This window comes from Arthrobacter sp. YAF16 (assembly GCF_052113385.1).
Lineage (GTDB): Bacteria > Actinomycetota > Actinomycetes > Actinomycetales > Micrococcaceae > Arthrobacter.
Genome location: NZ_JBFRDC010000001.1, coordinates 1284357 through 1299522, shown reverse-complemented (window position 1 = coordinate 1299522; position 15166 = coordinate 1284357). Strand labels below are relative to the sequence as shown.

Sequence of the window (15166 nt, the reverse complement as noted above, 5' to 3'; positions counted from 1 at the left end):
GGCACGACTCCTACCCGGTTACATCCAGCCTCCGGCGATAGAATCGGCCCAAGAGCACCCGACGCAAAGGACTGAAATCCCATGCCCAGCATCTCCCACGCCCCCGGCGACGTGACCGCCCACGAGCGCGGCACCGGCGCGGCAGCTGCGGAGCGCCCGCTGCCCCCGATGACGCGCGACCGGCCCTTCGCCTGGCTCCTGCTGATCACCGGCGTCGTCGGCTGGCTCGCGTCCGGCACGCTGGTGCTGGAGAAACTGGCTGTCCTGAAGGACCCCAACCACGCCACGGTGTGCGACGTGAACCCGTGGATCTCCTGCGGCCAGGTAATGCAGACCTGGCAGAGTTCGGTCTTCGGCTTCCCGAACATGTTCATCGGCATTGTCGCGTTCGCGGTCATCATCACCACGGCCATGGGAATCCTCGCCGGGGCCACGTTTGCCCGCTGGTACTGGATCGGGCTGCAGGCCGGTGTGACGCTGGGCTTCGCCTTCGTGGTGTGGCTGTGGTCCCAGGCGCTGTACTCGATCCACATTCTCTGCCCGTTCTGCATGATCGTCTGGGCCGCGATGATTCCGCTGTTCGTCTGGGTGACGGTCCGCAACGTGAGCCACGGCGTCATCCGGGTGCCCGCCGCTGCCGCCCGCATCCTGGCGGACTCCGGCTGGATCCTCACGGCCCTGCTCTACGTCGCCGTCGTCGCCACGATCTTCTTCGCCTTCATTCAGGTGTTCATCGGAACCTCCGGCTACTGAGCGTTCCGCAAACGCCGCGAGGTGACAGATGAGGCCAATGTTCAACGCGAACATTGGCCTTATCTGTCACCTCGGTGTGGTGCCGCGGGTTCTTAGAACCAGATCTTGATCTCGCGTTCGGCGGACTCCGCCGAGTCTGAGCCGTGGACCAGGTTCTGCTGGACCTTGAGGCCCCAGTCGCGGCCGAAGTCGCCGCGGATGGTGCCGGGCGCCGCCGTCGTCGGGTCCGTGGTGCCGGCGAGCGAGCGGAAGCCCTCAATCACGCGGTGGCCTTCGAAGATCGCGGCAACGACGGGCCCGCTGAGCATGAACTCGACGAGGGGCTCGTAGAACGGCTTGCCGACGTGCTCCTCGTAGTGCTGTTCGAGGAGTTCGCGGCTGGCGTTGACCTTCTTGAGTTCGGCCAGGGTGTAGCCCTTGGCTTCGATCCGGGCGATGATGCTGCCGGTCAGGTTGCGGGCGACGCCGTCGGGCTTGATCAGGACTAGGGTGCGCTCAGTGCTCACAGCTGCTCCAATGTGTTGGGGTGGGGTTCGGGACAAGTCTAGTTGCTTTGGCCCTCGGGGTTCGCGGCCTCCCAGGCCGCCTGCTCGCGTTCGCGTTCGGCGGCTTCGCGGTCGATCCGGATGCCGGTGCGGATGCCGTACCACCACGTGATCGCGAAGAGGCCGCCCACCACGAACATCGTGGGCTCCACAATCCCGGTGAGGACCAGCACCAGCTGCAGGATCCAGCCCAAGGCCACGCCCCACGGCTTGGAAAGCACCGCGCAGGTCAGCACAAGCACCGCACTGAGTCCGATCCCGACCCCGAAGACCAGCAGCGGCGGGAACTCGCCGCGCCGGAGGCCGAAGACCGCCAGGGTGCCGAAGAGGGCCACGAAGGCCTCCAGCAGGAGCACCGTGGAGGCGAACATGACCTTGGTGGAACGGCGTTTCTTGGGCATGCCCGGACGCCATTCGCGCTGGGCTTTGGTGAGTCTGGCCATGGGTTACGCCTCGGTCTTTCCGAGCAGGATCCGGGCTTCGGCAACGAGCGTGATGGACCCCGTAACCAGGATCCCGGCTGCAAGGTCGTCGTTGGACTCGGCCCGCTCCACGGCCCATTCCAGGGCGTCGTCGAGCTTCTCGGCCACGTGGACGTGGTCCTCGCCGAAGCCCAGGTCCAGCGCCAGCTCCGCGAGGTCCTCGGCCGGTACGGCGCGGGGCGAGTTGGACTGGGTGAAGCAGTAGTCCGAGGCGAGGTCGCCCAGGGATTCCTTGAGCTGGCGGAGGATTTCCTCGGAATCCTTCTCCTCCAGGACGCCCACCACCACCACGAGCTTGCTAAAGCTGAAGGCCTCGTGGATCGCCTCGGCGGAGACCCGGATGCCCTCCGGGTTGTGCGCGGCGTCCACGATGATGGTCGGCGCGGTGCGGAGCACCTCCAGCCGGCCCGGGGAGGTGACAGAGGCGAAGGCCTCCTGCAGCACCTCGGAGTCGAGCGGCTTTTCGGCGCCGAAGAAGGCTTCCAGCGCGGCGACGGCGACGGCGGCGTTCTCCGCCTGGTGTGCGCCGTGCAGGGGCAGCAGCAGGTCTTCGTAGCGACCCGCAATGCCTTGGATGTTCACCATCTGGCCGCCGACGGCGACGGTGCGGGACTCGACGCCGAACTCCACGCCCTCGAAGCGGAACGGCACGTTTGCTTCCTTGGCCTTTTCCAGCAGCACCTGGGCCGCGTCGACGGGCTGCGCGGCGCTGATGAGGAACCCGCCGGGCTTGATGATGCCGGCCTTTTCGTAGGCGATCTCCTCGGTGGTCTCGCCGAGCAGCTCCGTGTGGTCCAGCGAAATCGGGGTGACCACGGCAACCTGGCCGTCGCCGACGTTGGTCGCGTCTGTGATGCCGCCGAGTCCCACCTCGATCACGGCGACATTGACCGGCTGGTCCGCGAACACCGCGAAGCCGAGGATGGTCAGGCATTCGAAGTAGGTCAGCCGCGGCTGGCCCTCGGCGACGAGCTCGCTGTCCACGATTTCCAGGTACGGGCGGATCTCGTCCCAGATCCGGACGAACGTCTCATCCGGCACCGGTTCGCCGTCGATGCTGATCCGCTCGGTGACCTTGGACAGGTGCGGGCTCGTGTACCGGCCGGTGCTCAGCCCGTGGGCGCGCAGGCCGGCCTCGATCATCCGGGCCGTGGAGGTCTTGCCGTTGGTGCCGGTGACGTGGATGATCGGGAACGCCTTGTTCGGCTCCCCCAGGATGTCCATGGCCCGGTGCAGCGGAGCCAGCCTCGGCTCCATCTTGTTTTCCGGCGCCCGGCCCAGCAGCTCGGCGTAGACGCTCTCTACGGAAAATTCGTCGCTCATGAATTATGCCCCTGCTTCAACGGTTACTTTTTCGACGCTGACCTGAGGTTCCTTGACCTCGGCGGGAACGGTGTCCAGCTCCACGGTCAGGGTCTCGGTCTTGACCAGCGCGGCGTGGGCCAGCAGCGCCTCGACGGTGTCCTGCGCCGCGGTGACGGTGGTGCGGATCCGGTCGCTGACGTTCAGCCCGGCGTCCTTGCGGGCCTGCTGGATGGCGCGGACCAGGTCGCGGGCGGTCCCTTCGGCTTCCAGCTCCGGGGTGACCTCGGTGTTGAGCACCACGAAGCCGCCGCCCGGCAGCACTGCCGCTGCGCGGGAGCCCTCGCCTTCGGCTGCTTCTGCCACCACGGTTTCCAGGGTGTATTCCTGCGGCTCGAGGGCGAGGCCACCGGCGGTGACCACACCGGCGTCGTCCACGGACCAGTCGCCGGACTTGGACCCCTTGATCGCCTGCTGGACGTTTTTGCCCAGCCGCGGGCCGGCCGCGCGGGCGTTGACCACGAGCTTCTGCTCGATGCCGAACTCCTCCGGGGAGGCGCTCTCGGCGTCGAGCAGGCGCACGGAGCGCAGGTTCAGTTCATCGGCGACGACGGCGGCGAAGCCTGCCAGCGCGTCCGCGCCGGGTGCCACGACCGTGAGTTCCTGCAGCGGCAGTCGCACGCGGAGGTTGGCGGCCTTGCGCAGCGAGGAGCCGGTGGAGCAGATCTGCTGGACCCGGTCCATCGCCTCAACCAGGCCGGCGTTGGCCGGGAACAGGTCCGCGTCCGGCCAGTCGGCCAGGTGCACGGAGCGCCCGCCGGTGAGGCCGCGCCAGATTTCCTCGGAGACCAGCGGCAGCAGCGATGCCGCGACCCGGCAGACGGTCTCCAACGCGGTGTAGAGCGCGTCGAAGGCGTCGACGTTCTCGTCGAAGAAGCGCTGGCGGCTGCGGCGGACGTACCAGTTGGTGAGCATGTCCAGGTAGCCGCGCAGTTCGTCGCAGGCCCCGGAGATGTCGTAGCTGTCCAGCTGCGCGGTCATGTTCCGGACCAGGTCCCCGGTGTTGGCCATCAGGTACTGATCCAGGGTGTCGGCGTAACCGTCGTAGCGCAGCTTCGCGTCGTACCCGTCCCCGCCGTTCGCGGCGTTCGTGTAGAGCGTGAAGAAGCTGTAGACGTTCCACAGCGGCAGGATGACCTGGCGGACGCCGTCCCGGATGCCCTGCTCGGTGACCACGAGGTTGCCGCCGCGCAGGATCGGGCTGGACATCAGGAACCAGCGCATCGCGTCGGAGCCGTCACGGTCCAGGACCTCGGAGACGTCCGGGTAGTTGCGCAGGCTCTTGGACATCTTCTGCCCGTCGGAGCCGAGCACGATGCCGTGGCTGATGACGTTGCGAAAGGCCGGCCGGTCGAACAGCGCGGTGGAGAGGATGTGCAGCATGTAGAACCAGCCGCGGGTCTGTCCGATGTACTCGACGATGAAGTCCGCCGGGTTGTGGGTGTCGAACCACTCCTCGTTCTGGAACGGGTAGTGGACCTGGCCGTACGGCATGGAGCCGGAATCGAACCAGACGTCCAGGACGTCCTCGACGCGGCGCATCACGGACTGGCCCTGTTCCGGGGTGCGGGGGTCGTCGGGGTTCGGGCGGGTGAGCTCGTCGATAAACGGCCGGTGCAGGTCCACCTGGCCGTCGTTGTTCAGCGGCAGCCGGCCAAAGTCGGCTTCGATCTCGGCGAGTGAGCCGTAGACGTCTGTGCGCGGGTAGTCCGGGTCGGTGGACTGCCAGACCGGGATGGGGCTGCCCCAGTAGCGGTTGCGGCTGATGGACCAGTCGCGGGCGTTGGCGAGCCACTTGCCGAACTGGCCGTCCTTGACGTTGCCCGGGATCCAGTTGATCTCCTGGTTCAGCTCGGACATGCGGTCCTTGAACTTGGTGACCTCGACGTACCAGGAGGACACCGCGCGGTAGATCAGCGGGTTGCGGCAGCGCCAGCAGTGCGGGTAGGAGTGCTCGTAGCTGGCCTGGCGGACCAGGCGGCCCTGGGCGCGGAGCACCTGGGTGATGGGCTTGTTGGCTTCGAAGACCTGGAGTCCGGCGATTTCGGCGAGGTCGCCGTGGCCGAAAAGCGGCAGGAACTTCGCGCCCTCGTCGACCGAGAGGACCACCGGGATCCCGGCCTCTTCACAGACCTTCTGGTCGTCTTCACCGTAGGCCGGCGCCTGGTGGACAATGCCGGTGCCGTCGGTGGTGGTGACATAGTCCGCCACGAGGACGCGCCAGGCGTTCTCGGTGCCGTACTTCTCGGCGTCGTGGAAGTAGTCCCAGAGCGGTTCGTAGCTCAGGCCTTCCAACTCGGCGCCGGTGTGGCGGGACGTGACGGCGGCCTCGGCCGCTGCGGCACCCTCGGCGCCGTCGCCGTAGCCGAGGTCCTTGGCGTAGGCGCCCAGCAGGTCCGCGGCGAGCAGGAAGCTGCCCGTGACGGGGGCCTCGGCCGAGGCGGCCTTGATCCCGTGCGGGCCGGCCGGCAGCACGACGTAGTTGATCGCGGGCCCGACGGCGAGCGCCAGGTTGGTGGGCAGCGTCCAGGGCGTGGTGGTCCAGGCGAGCGCCTGCACCCCGGCCAGCTGGCGGGACAGCGCCGACTCCCCCGCGGTGATCGGGAAGGTGACGGTGACGGTCTGGTCCTGGCGGTTCTTGTAGACATCGTCATCCATGCGCAGTTCATGGTTGGACAGCGGCGTCTCGTCCTTCCAGCAGTACGGCAGCACGCGGTAGCCGTTGTAGGTCAGGCCCTTTTCGTGCAGCTGCTTGAAAGCCCAGAGCACGGACTCCATGTACTCGACGTTGAGCGTCTTATAGTCGTTCTCGAAGTCCACCCAGCGCGCCTGGCGAGTGACGTAGCTCTTCCACTCGTCGGCGTACTTCATCACCGAGGCGCGGCAGGCGTCGTTGAACTTGTCGATGCCCATGGCCTCGATCTGGGTCTTGTCCGTCATGCCGAGCTGCTTCATGGCTTCCAGTTCGGCAGGCAGGCCGTGGGTGTCCCAGCCGAAGCGGCGCTCGACGCGGCGGCCGCGCTGGGTCTGGTAGCGGCCCACGAGGTCCTTGGCGTAGCCGGTCAGCAGGTGGCCGTAGTGCGGCAGGCCGTTGGCGAAGGGCGGGCCGTCATAGAATACGAATTCGTTGGACCCGTCTTTACCCGCATCCCGCTGGTCGATGCTGGCCTGGAAGGTGCCGTCCTGGTCCCAGTACTTGAGGATGCGCTCTTCGATCTCCGGGAACTTCACGGAAGCGGACACGCCTGAGGTGTTGGAAGCGGAGGTGCTGGCGCCTGACGGTGCGGCTGAGGCCTTTGGGTAATGGGTCATCTCGACATCCTGGGTTGAGCTGGTGAACAACGGGATTCATTCAGGATGCGAGGACGGCCCGTGTGTTGTCGGAACAACACCGGCACCGCGGTACCACCTCACTTACCGGCGCCGGTCCCGCCCTTTCCCTAAGAATCCAAGGAAAGCGCTGCACCGGCGGCGGCCGCTCGTTGACTGCTGTGACGGGCTTACCCGTCCGGTTCTACCGGCCCCGGCGCACAATGCTGCTGCGCCGGGGCGTTCTTCCGGAAGCTCACCGGTGATGGCCGGGTCAAAGCTGATACGTCGATGTTACCGGAAACTCCCAGCGGCTACCCGACGGACGGCGCGGGCTTGGGCAGTTTCATGCCGGACTCGGCCATGACGTCGCGCAACAGGTTCGGGTAGTCGGTGATGAGGCCGTCGACGCCGGCGCCGATCAGGGCGCGCATGGTGGGCTTGTCGTCGACAGTCCATGGAATGACCTGCATGCCCGCCGCGTGGGCGCGCCGGACCATGTCCGGGGTGACGTAGGGGACGTAGTCCGGGTCGGTGACCTTGCCGTTCTGCGGCGTGCCGTGCACCGGCGAGATGGCACTGAAGCCGAGCGACGCGGCCGAAGCGATCAGGTCGCCGCCAAAGTCGTCGGCGTCGATGCCGCCAAGCCAAGGGGACTTCCCCGGCTGGCCTGCCTGCAGGAAGTCCTTGTTGGTCAGTGCCACGGTCGGGATCTGCGGCGCGCGCTGCTGCACCAGCCGCAGTGCACCCCAGTCGAAGCTCTCGATCGAGACGCGGTGCTGCATGTGGGCCTTGCTGATCTCACGCAGGGCCACGTCAACGAACTGCTCGCGCGGGGCGGTTTCCTGGGGAGCACCGGCTTCGACCTTGGTCTCGATATTGAACTTCACCTGGCTGGCCCGGTGCGCGTTCGTCATGGCGAACACCTCGGCAAGGGTCGGCATTTTGGCGCCCGGGGCGGCCTGCTGGCCGGGGAACTCGGGCTGGGTGAGTGAGCCGCAGTCCAGGCTGCGGACCTGCGCGAAGGTCAGGTCCTTGATGTACTTACCCACGTACGGGTACTGAGGGTCGTTCGGCGTGACCGGCGCGGTGTCCAGGCATTTCTTGCCGCTGATCTTCCGGTCATGGGTGATGACTTCACGGCCGTCCTTGGTGATCTGGAGATCCAGCTCGAGGGTGGAGACGCCGGTCTCGATGCCCTTGGCAAAGGACGCCAGGGTGGACTCGACGGTCAGGCCGATGCCGCCGCGGTGGGCCTGGAGGTCGAAGTGGTTGTCGCCGCCGTTCGGGTTGGTGTCGGCAGCATGGGCCTGGACGGAAGTGGCAAGGAGCAGGGCCGCGCCGAGTGCGGCGGCGCCGACAATCGAACCAGCGGGCTTCGTGGGGGTGCGCATGGGAAGGAGTCTCCACTCTGGTGGTGTGCAGTTGCCCACCCACGGTGTCCTCCGCCGGCCAACTCCCAGCCACCCCTGTCCGACTACCGTGCAACGCATGGGTGAACGTCCGGGGGCGGCCCGCTGGGCCCGACGACGGAGCCCGGTGCGCCCCGGCGGTTGCCGCTAGCCCTTGCGGATCACCTTGAAGTTGGAGGCCTGCGCCACCGGGCGGATCACGATCTGGTCCAGGTTGACGTGGTGCGGCGCGGCGACCGCAAAGCGGACGACGTCGGCGACGTCGGCGGCCGTCAGCGGCTTCTCGACGCCGGCGTAGACCTTTTCCGCGGCGCCCTGGTCACCGAGCCGGTTGAGTGAGAACTCCTCGGTCTGCACCATGCCGGGGGCCACCTCGATCACCCGCAGGTTGTGCTCGGCCTCTTCCAAGCGCAGGGCACCGGTGAGGGCGTGCTGGGCGAACTTCGCGGCGTTGTAGCCGCCGCCGCCCTCGTAGGCGGACAGCCCCGCCGTCGAGGTCAGGTTCAGGACGGTGCCTTCGCCGCAGGCACGCAGCATCGGCAGGAACGCGCGGGTGAGCTTCATGGTGCCGAGCACGTTGACCTCGTACATCCACGCCCAGTCCTCGGTCTTGGCCTCGGCCACCTTGTCCGCGCCGCGGGCACCGCCGGCGATGTTGATCAGGGTGTCGATGCCGCCGGCGCGGGTCACCTCATCCACCAGCCGCGCGACGTCGGCGTCGTCTGTCACATCGGCGGGGACCGCGACGGCGCCGGTCTCGGCGGCGAGCGCCTCCAGCCGTTCGGCACGGCGGGCGACGGCGAAGACGGTCCAGCCTTCCTGCCGGAGCGCGCGCACGGTGGCCTGCCCGATCCCGGTGCTGGCGCCGGTGACGACGGCGGCTTTTGCTGTAGTTGCAGTTCCTGCGTTGTGGATTCCCTCAGTCATGGCACCACCCTATGGGAATCGGCGGCTCATTTCCTGCCCCGCCCGAGGAACTCCAGCAGCACCCGGGCGTGGTTGGTCTCCGGGTCCCGGGCGCCGAACAGCAGGGTCACCTTCCCGTGTTCGGTCGCCAGTTCCCGCAGGGTGCCAACGGCGGGGTTGGATTCGAGCTCCGCCTCGTAGGCGGCGCGGAAGTCCGCGAAGCGTTCCTGCATGTGCGCAAATTCGGTGCGCAGCGGCGGCGAGGGCGCCACTTCCTTGAGCCACAAGTCCAGTCGCGCCCGTTCTTTGCTGACTCCGCGCGGCCAGAGCCTGTCCACCAAAACCCGGCAACCGTCGTCGTCGGCGGTCTCGTCGTAGATGCGCTTGATCGCGAAACTTCCGGTATTTTCCTCCATAGTGGTGCAGGTTATTGCACTTAGATTCGCGAAACTAGCGAAGCGCGGTGAAGCGAAGTGTAAAGAACTGCAAGAATTGACCCATGGCTGAAGACACTCAGGGTACAGACACGCCCACCACTGCCCCCATCAACGTTCCGGACAAGCCCGCCCTCGAGGGGCTCGAAGTCGCCCTCACCCGGCGCTGGCTTGACGAAGGGACCTACAAGTTCGACCGGGAGACCGCCCGGGAGCAGGTCTACTCGATCGACACTCCCCCGCCCACCGCGTCGGGGTCCCTGCACGTGGGGCACATGTTCTCCTACACCCAGACCGACGTCCTGGCCCGCTACCAGCGGATGACCGGCAAGAACGTCTTCTACCCGATGGGCTGGGACGACAACGGCCTGCCCACCGAGCGCCGGGTGCAGAACTACTACGGCGTGCGCTGCGATCCGGCCACCCCCTACGACGCCGGGTACCGGCCGCCGGCGGAGCCCGCCAAGAACCAGCGCGACTTCGACGTCGTCTCGCGCCGGAACTTCATCGAACTCTGCGAGGAACTCGCCGTCGAGGACGAAAAGGTCTTCGAGAACCTCTTCCAGACCCTCGGCCTGTCGGTCGACTGGGACCTGACCTACCGCACCATCGACGACAAGTCCCGCGCCATCTCGCAGCGGGCGTTCCTGGCCAACCTGACCGCCGGGGATGCCTACATGGCCGAGGCACCCACGCTGTGGGACGTCACCTTCCGCACCGCAGTGGCCCAGGCCGAGCTGGAGGACCGCGAGGTCGCCGGCGCGTACTACCGCTACCCGTTCTTCACCGCCGAGGGCGAGAAGATCTACATCGAGACCACCCGCCCCGAGCTGCTCGCCGCGTGTGCCGCCCTGGTGGCGAATCCCGACGACGAGCGGTACCAGCCGCTCTTCGGCAAGACGGTGACCTCTCCCCTGTTCGGCGTCGAGGTGGAGGTCAAGGCCCACCCGCTCGCGAAGGCGGACAAGGGTTCCGGCATCGCCATGGTCTGCACCTTCGGCGACCTCACTGACGTCACTTGGTGGCGCGAGCTGCAGCTGCCAACCCGCGCGATCGTCGGCCGCGACGGCCGCATCATCGGCGAAACCCCGGACTGGATCACGTCCGCGGAAGGCCGGGCCGCGTTCGAGGCGATCGCCGGCAAGACGGTCTTCAGCGCCAAGGAAGGCGTGGTGGAGCTGCTCGCCGCCGCGGACCTGCTCGACGGCGAACCGAAGAAGATCATGCACCCGGTCAACTTCTTCGAAAAGGGCGACAAGCCCCTCGAGGTCGTCACCTCCCGCCAGTGGTACATCCGCAACGGCGGCCGTGACGAGGAGCGGCGCAAACGCCTGGTCGGCCGCGGCAACGAGATCGAATTCCACCCGTCCTTCATGAGGTCCCGCTACGAGAACTGGATCACCGGTCTGAACGGGGACTGGCTGGTCTCCCGCCAGCGGTTCTTCGGCGTGCCGGTGCCGGTCTGGTACCCGCTCGACGCCGACGGCAACCCGGACTACGACGCGCCCATCCTGCCCGCCGACGGGCAGCTGCCGGTGGACCCCGCCGCGGATGCGGCCCCCGGCTACGAGGAGGCCCAGCGCGATGTGCCGGGCGGCTTCACCGGCGACGCGGACGTCCTGGACACTTGGGCCACCTCGTCGCTGACCCCGCAGATCGTGGGCGGTTGGAGCACCGATGAGGCACTCTTCGCCAAGGTCTTCCCGTTCGACGTGCGCCCGCAGGCGCACGACATCATCCGGACCTGGCTGTTCTCCACTGCCGTCCGCGCCGATGCCCTGCAGGACGTCGCACCGTGGAAGCACGCGGCGATCTCCGGCTGGATCCTGGACCCGGACCGCAAGAAGATGTCCAAGTCCAAGGGCAACGTGATCGTCCCGACCGACGTGCTCAACGAATACGGCTCGGACGCCGTCCGCTACTGGGCGGCCTCGGCCAAGCTCGGCGCGGACACCGCCTACGAGATCGCGCAGATGAAGATTGGCCGTCGTCTGGCGATCAAGCTCCTCAATGCGTCCAAGTTCGTGCTGAACCTCGGCGCCACCGAGGACTCGGTGGTCTCTTCCGACCTCTCGGTCCTCACCAATCCCCTGGACCGCGCCGTGCTTGCCCAGCTCTCAGACGTGGTCCAGCAGGCCACCAAAGCGTTCGAGAACTACGACTACGCCCGGGCGCTGCAGATCACCGAAAGCTTCTTCTGGCACTTCACCGATGACTACGTGGAGCTGATCAAGGACCGCGCCTACGGTGCCGCCGGCGAGGCCCAGCAGGCGTCCGTGCTGGCCGCGCTGGCGACGAGCCTGGACACCCTGCTGCGGCTTTTTGCGCCGTTCCTGCCGTTCGCCACGGAGGAAGTCTGGGGCTGGTGGCGGACCGGCTCGGTGCACCGCGCGCAGTGGCCGGCCGCCGTGGACATCGACGGCGACACCACCCTGCTCGCCACCGTGGGCGCGGCGCTGGGCGGCATCCGCAAGGCCAAGTCCGAGGCCAAGGTCAAGCAGCGCACCGAGGTGCTCTCCGCGACCATCACGGCGTCGGAGTCCCTGACCACGCAGCTGAAGGCCGGACTGGGCGACCTCAAGGCCGCGGCCAACGCGCGTGAGCTGGCGCTGGTGGCCGGCGAGGGCGAACTGACCGTGAGCGACGTCGTGCTGGTCCCCGCCGAGGAGCCCGCCCAGGCGTAACCCACGCAAAGCGACAACAAAGAAGAAGGCCCTCCGGCCGGCTCACGCCGGGCGGAGGGCCCTCTTCTGTTCTGGGTCTTCTGTTCTGGGTCTTCTGCTCTGGGTCTTCCGGGCTCAGATCCCGGTGGTGGCCTCGAAGTGCGTCAGGACCGGCGGGGCGGCCAGGAGGTCTCCCAGCCCGCTGGCTCCCTCGCCCGCCCGCCAGGCGCGGTAGGCGGAGTCGTGCTCCAGGGACGCCCACTGTTCCACGACGAGGATGTGCGCCGGATCCGCATTGTCGACCAGCACATCGACGCCAAGGCAGCCGTCGAACGCCCGGGTGTCGGCGAGAATGTCGCGGAGCACGGCCGGCGCCGTGGGCAGGGATTCCGCTTTGAGGGTCAGGTCAAGGTGGGCTGTGATGGGCATGGCACTCCAATGGTCGCGTGGTCAGCTTGCTCACTGGAGGCAACAGCGGCGCTTCCGGACTTGTTCCCTCGACGCCGTGCCGGTCCTCTGCCGCCCTTAGGTGGCAGAACCCCGGCCTCGCCGTTCCGCCTCGCTGATGGCCCAGGCCGCGTTGACCAGTCCGATGTGGCTGAACGCCTGCGGGAAGTTGCCCAGCAGCTCACGGCTGTCCGGGGCCACCTCCTCGGCCATCAGTCCCAGGCCGGTGGCGAATCCGGCGGCCCGCTCGAAGACCGCCCTGGCCCTTTCCGTCAGCCCGGCCAGGGCAAGGGCGTGTGCGAGCCAAAACGTGCACAGCAAAAACGCGCCCTCCTCGCCCGGGAGCCCGTCGTCGCCGTGGTACCGGTAGACCAGCCCGCGGGTGTCGGTGAGCCGGTGCTCGATGGCCTCGATCGTGGCCAGGAACCGGGGATCGCCGGCCGGCAGGAATCCGACGATCGCCAGCATGAGGGCAGAGGCGTCGAGTTGCTCGCTCCCGTACGCCTGGGTGTACGCGCCCGCGGCCTCGCTCCAGCCGTTGTCGCGGATGGAGGCGGCGATCTGTTCCCGGGCGTCCGTCCAGCGGGGCACCCGGTCGCTCGCCTGCAGCATCCCGGCGAGGGTAATCGCACGGTCCACCGCCACCCAGCACATCAGCTTGGAATACAGGTAGTGCCGGGGGTCGCCGCGGACCTCCCAGATCCCCTGGTCCTGATTCTGCCAGCGGGCCATGGCGGCGTCGGCCGCGTCGGCGAGGAAGCGCAGGGTCTCCGGTGCCAGCTCCGCCAGGAATTCCGGCATGGTGGCTGCGGCGTCCAGCAGTTCGCCATAGACATCGAGCTGCCGCTGGTTCCAGGCGCCGTTGCCGACGCGCACCGGTGCACTGGACCGCCAGCCGGGGAGGTGGTGCAGCACCCGTTCGGGCAGGTCCCGTTCTCCCCCGATCCCGTACATGATTTGCAGCTCTTCGCCGCCGGCGAGCTGGCGGGCGGCGGCCGTGGCGAGGAACTGGAAGAACTTGCCCGCCTCGTCCGGACAGGCCGCCACCCACAGGGCCTGCAGCGTCATGCTGGCGTCCCGGACCCAGGTGTAGCGGTAGTCCCAGTTGCGCGTGCCGCCGGCAACCTCGGGCAGCGAGGTGGTCGGTGCGGCCACGATCGCACCGCTCGGGTAGTAGCTCAGGGCCTGCAGGACCCGGCCGCTGCCTGCCACCAGCGCCTGCCACGGACCGCTGTAGCTCTGGTGGATTCCGGACCAGCTTGTCCAGCCCTCGACGGTGTCCGTAAGCCGGCCGGCCATCTCCTGCTGGCTCCAGAACGACGGCGCTTCGTCCTGGCCGCGCTGGCGGTGCAGGGCGAAGCCAACAGCGTCACCGGCGCGGAGGCGCAGGACGGCGCGCGCCGTGCCGCCGTCGAGCTCGAACGGCACCGGGGAGGAAAGGGCGAGTTCCTCGGCGTCGGCGCGGGCCAGGACGCCGCCGTCGACGTTGTGAAGCATTGGAAGGATGAGGCCGTAGCCGGGCCGCGGCGCGAAACTGACCTCAACCTCCACGGTCCCCGCGGTGCAGGCCAGCCGGCGCAGCAACGTTCCGGGGGACGCCTGGCCGAGGTCGTGGCCGCGCCGGCCGGAGCCGAGGACCAGGGCGTCGCTCACCGTCAGTCGCCCGCGGGCGGTGGTGTGGAGCGACTCCAGCACCATGGACGGGCCCACGTACCGCCGGGTGGTTGTGTACTGGCCGGCAGGCCGGATGGACCAAAAGCCGGCCTCCTCGCCCAGCAGCCGGCCGAAGACCGAGGGGCTGTCGAAGCGGGGGAAACAAAGCCAGTCCACGGAGCCTGCGGCGCTGACCAGCGCGGCGGACCAGCAGTCGGACAGCAGGGCGTAGTCCGCGATGGGCTCGGTGCTCATGGCACCAATCTGAGGCCATTTTTGGGCAAAGGGGAAGCCCCATCAGCTTTTTGCGGTTGGTGGGGCTTCGACTTTTCGATCACCACGTGACGTCTTAGGTAATCTGGCGGGATCCTTGGAATTTCAGGTCTTCCTACCTCGTCACTGGTAGCCATCATCTGACTTTGCCGAAGGCTGCGTCGGATGAGTGTCACTGAATCTTTGGTTCCTGCGTCCCGCTTCTTTCGAAGTGGGTAAGTTCTATTGTTCTCCCGAGGTTGTGGATGCACAAGGGCCCCGGCGGAACTACATGGGAGTAGTTCTTCCAGGGCCCTCGCGGTCGCTGCCGGGGGCTGCCTAGCTGAAAACGGGGCTCTCGGTGCGGCTGCGCTTGAGTTCGAAGAAGTACGGGAAGGAGGCGAGGGCGACGGTGGCGTCCCACAGCTTGCCAGCGTCCTCGCCGCGCGGGATGCGGGTGAGCACGGGGCCGAAGAACGCCGTGCCGTTGAACGCCACCACCGGGGTGCCGACGTCCTGGCCGACCAGGGAGATGCCGCCTTCGTGGCTGGCGCGCAGCTGGGCGTCGAACTCGTCGCTCTGGCCGGCGGCCGCGAGCTCGGCCGGCAGTCCTGCCTCGGCCAACGACTTGGCGATGACCTCGGCGATGTCCTTGTTGCCCTCGTTGTGGATCTTGGTGCCCATGGCGTCATAAAGCGGCTTGATGTACTCGGCGCCATGCTTCTCGGCGGCGGCCACGATCACCCGCACCGGGGCCCAGGCCTTGACCAGGAATTCCTTGTACTCGGCCGGCAGCTCGTCCCGGCCTTCGTTCAGGACGGCCAGGCTCATCACGTGCCATTCGGTCTTGATGTCGCGGACATCTTCCACTTCGCTGATCCAGCGCGACGTCACCCAGGCGAAGGGGCACATGGGGTCAAACCAGAAGTCAGCTTTATTCGTCATGGT

The 15166-nt window shown here is 67.6% G+C and carries 12 protein-coding genes; 2 read left to right on the top strand and 10 right to left on the bottom strand.

Going from position 1 to position 15166, the window contains the following annotated elements; all coding sequences use genetic code 11:
• Positions 1-81: 81 nt before the first annotated feature.
• Positions 82-753 carry a vitamin K epoxide reductase family protein gene (locus AB4Y91_RS06080; RefSeq protein ID WP_441417573.1) on the top strand — a complete coding sequence of 224 codons (672 nt, stop codon included), beginning with the start codon at positions 82-84 and terminating at the stop codon, positions 751-753.
• 92 nt (positions 754-845) lie between these two features.
• Here AB4Y91_RS06080 and ndk read toward each other — a convergent pair whose 3' ends face one another.
• The 7 genes from ndk to AB4Y91_RS06045 all read right to left on the bottom strand — a co-directional run bounded on the left by ndk (position 846) and on the right by AB4Y91_RS06045 (position 9185).
• Positions 846-1259, bottom strand: a complete 414-nt coding sequence (gene ndk, locus AB4Y91_RS06075; RefSeq protein ID WP_441417572.1) for a nucleoside-diphosphate kinase — start codon at positions 1257-1259, stop codon at positions 846-848.
• Between the two features lie 38 nt (positions 1260-1297).
• Positions 1298-1741: a DUF4233 domain-containing protein gene (locus AB4Y91_RS06070; protein WP_441417571.1), complete on the bottom strand. Its 444-nt coding sequence runs from the start codon at positions 1739-1741 to the stop codon at positions 1298-1300.
• A gap of 3 nt (positions 1742-1744) precedes the next feature.
• Positions 1745-3103 (bottom strand): bifunctional folylpolyglutamate synthase/dihydrofolate synthase, encoded by a 1359-nt coding sequence (locus tag AB4Y91_RS06065; protein WP_441417570.1) that lies wholly within the window; start codon positions 3101-3103, stop codon positions 1745-1747.
• 3 nt (positions 3104-3106) lie between these two features.
• On the bottom strand, positions 3107-6454 hold the full coding sequence (gene ileS, locus AB4Y91_RS06060) for an isoleucine--tRNA ligase (RefSeq protein ID WP_441417569.1): 3348 nt from the start codon (positions 6452-6454) through the stop codon (positions 3107-3109).
• 311 nt (positions 6455-6765) lie between these two features.
• A complete protein-coding gene (locus AB4Y91_RS06055; RefSeq protein WP_441417568.1) occupies positions 6766-7845 on the bottom strand; it encodes a glycerophosphodiester phosphodiesterase in 1080 nt (359 codons plus the stop codon).
• A gap of 165 nt (positions 7846-8010) precedes the next feature.
• A complete protein-coding gene (locus AB4Y91_RS06050; protein WP_441417567.1) occupies positions 8011-8790 on the bottom strand; it encodes an SDR family oxidoreductase in 780 nt (259 codons plus the stop codon).
• A gap of 26 nt (positions 8791-8816) precedes the next feature.
• Positions 8817-9185, bottom strand: a complete 369-nt coding sequence (locus AB4Y91_RS06045; RefSeq protein ID WP_441417566.1) for a DUF488 domain-containing protein — start codon at positions 9183-9185, stop codon at positions 8817-8819.
• 83 nt (positions 9186-9268) lie between these two features.
• Between AB4Y91_RS06045 and valS the strand changes: the two genes are divergently transcribed.
• Positions 9269-11887, top strand: coding sequence for a valine--tRNA ligase (gene valS, locus AB4Y91_RS06040; protein WP_441417565.1), 2619 nt, complete (start codon positions 9269-9271; stop codon positions 11885-11887).
• Positions 11888-12001: 114 nt separating this feature from the next.
• Here the strand turns inward: valS and AB4Y91_RS06035 are convergent, their stop codons facing one another.
• The 3 genes from AB4Y91_RS06035 to AB4Y91_RS06025 all read right to left on the bottom strand — a co-directional run bounded on the left by AB4Y91_RS06035 (position 12002) and on the right by AB4Y91_RS06025 (position 15163).
• Positions 12002-12295 carry a putative quinol monooxygenase gene (locus AB4Y91_RS06035; RefSeq protein WP_441417564.1) on the bottom strand — a complete coding sequence of 98 codons (294 nt, stop codon included), beginning with the start codon at positions 12293-12295 and terminating at the stop codon, positions 12002-12004.
• Positions 12296-12391: 96 nt separating this feature from the next.
• Positions 12392-14221, bottom strand: a complete 1830-nt coding sequence (locus tag AB4Y91_RS06030) for a glycoside hydrolase family 15 protein (RefSeq protein WP_441417563.1) — start codon at positions 14219-14221, stop codon at positions 12392-12394.
• A 336-nt stretch (positions 14222-14557) separates the two neighbouring features.
• Complete coding sequence (locus AB4Y91_RS06025) at positions 14558-15163, bottom strand: mycothiol-dependent nitroreductase Rv2466c family protein (protein ID WP_441417562.1); 606 nt, start codon at positions 15161-15163, stop codon at positions 14558-14560.
• Between the last annotated feature and the right edge of the window lie 3 nt (positions 15164-15166).